Source organism: Psychrobacter sp. 1U2 (genome assembly GCF_051847575.1).
In genome coordinates, this window is sequence record NZ_JBPYDC010000106.1 from 1 (window position 1) to 1,814 (window position 1,814).

The window sequence follows — 1,814 nt, forward strand, 5'->3', positions numbered from 1 at the left end:
ATCTAGCGCGCCAGTTGGCTCATCTGCTAAGATGATATCACCGCCGTTCATAAGAGCGCGTGCAATAGACACACGTTGCTGTTGCCCACCAGATAGCTGGTTGGGACGGTTATTCACTTTATCTGCTAAGCCCAAATCCGCTAATAGCTTCTCGGCTCGTTTACTGCGCGCTTGTCCATCCATGCCAGCGTATACCGCTGGTACAGAGACATTGTCTCGTGCGCTAATATCGCCAAGCAAATGATAGCGTTGAAAAATAAAACCAAAATGCTCACGGCGTAGCTTAGCCAATTCATCAGCGTCCAAGCTATTAACAGATTGTCCATATATCTTATATTCGCCAGCTGTGGCTTGATCTAAGCAACCTAAAATATTCATTAGAGTAGACTTACCAGAGCCAGATTGACCGATAATCGCGACCATTTCACCTTGATTAATCGTTAAATCAACTTCGTGCAATACACGAATGGTTTGCTCGCCAGCTTTGAACTCTCTTATTAGTCCTTTGACCTGCATTAATGGAGCGTCTGCTGCGGTTTTAAGATCAGAGGTTTTATGACTCATTTGCGATGCTACCTATATGCACACTACTAAAAAATTGCTGACGTAAAAAATTCCAAACACCGAGCAATCAAGATTAAAGCTCATCTTATAAACCTTGATGGTTAGAACGGTCTACCACCTCTGCTGCTTTGACCGTTGGCTGAATCTTCTTCGCTTAAAATCACTTCATCACCTTTATTCAAGCCGCTCAAAATTTGTACATCAACACGATTGTTAATCCCAGTTTTTACTATCTGCTCGGCTACTTCACCGTCTGGTTTGAGGACGCGAACCTTACCCGTTTTTACATTTGGATCATCGTTTGTAGTCGCTGTTTTGTCCGTTTTACCAACTGGCTGTAGAGCAGCGGCAGGGATTAGCAGGGCGTCTGTTGCTTGATCGATAACGATATAAACCTGTGCTGTCATGTCAATACGAAAGCGCCGATCTGTATTAGGCACTTCGATATAACCCACATAGTAAATCGCAGAATCCGTTGAGCTGGTGTCACTAATGTTCTCAGGTGCAGGCTCAATGGCTTTAAGTATAGAGTCAAACTTTTGATCAGGATTACCAATGATGTTGAAATAGACTGGCATGCCAGCTTTAACATTGATTACATCAGCTTCAGAAATCTGCGCATTGATACGTACGGTCGATAAGTCCGCTAAGGTAACGATGGTCGGGGCTGTTTGATTGGCATTGACAGTAGTGCCTTGTTCAGTAGTAACAGAGACTACAGTGCCTGACATGGGCGCGCGAATAGTGGTATAGCTTAAGTCTTCCTCAGCAGTACTGACGTTGGTTTGGGATTTGCGTAGTGCTGCTTGCTGACTATTGATATTTGCTTCTGTGGTGGCGATAGCAGCCTTAGCCGTATCGATAGCTGCACGCGCATTGGCAACGGCAGCTTTTGCTGTCTCAACACTCGTCGCTTGGGTGTCATACTCCTGCTGTGATATTGCGTCAATGGCAACCAAATCTTGTAAGCGAGCAAAATCAGATTGTGCTTGTTTGAGCTCAGATTGACGGCTGGCAAGATCGGCATAGGCGCTTTTAAGGCTGGCTTGTCGACTTAAATATTCTGCTTGTGCGCTTTGAATGGCCGCTTCACTTTGCTCAAGGCTTGCTTGCTCATTACTTAAGTTGTTTTTTTGCGTGACTTGATCGATCTGAGCAATGAGATCGCCTTCTTGTACTTCATCACCCACCTCTACATAGAGGCGTGTTACTTCACCAGATACCTGTGCACCGACGTCAACGGTATTCAG

2 protein-coding genes are annotated in these 1,814 nt (G+C 45.0%); both read right to left on the reverse strand.

The features are described 5' to 3' along the window. A partial coding sequence (locus ACS8FD_RS13545; protein WP_439276262.1) for an ABC transporter ATP-binding protein occupies positions 1-564 on the reverse strand: 564 nt, incomplete at its 3' end. 101 nt (positions 565-665) lie between these two features. Further along, positions 666-1,814: efflux RND transporter periplasmic adaptor subunit (locus ACS8FD_RS13550; RefSeq protein ID WP_439276263.1), on the reverse strand; the 1,149-nt coding region annotated here is incomplete at its 5' end.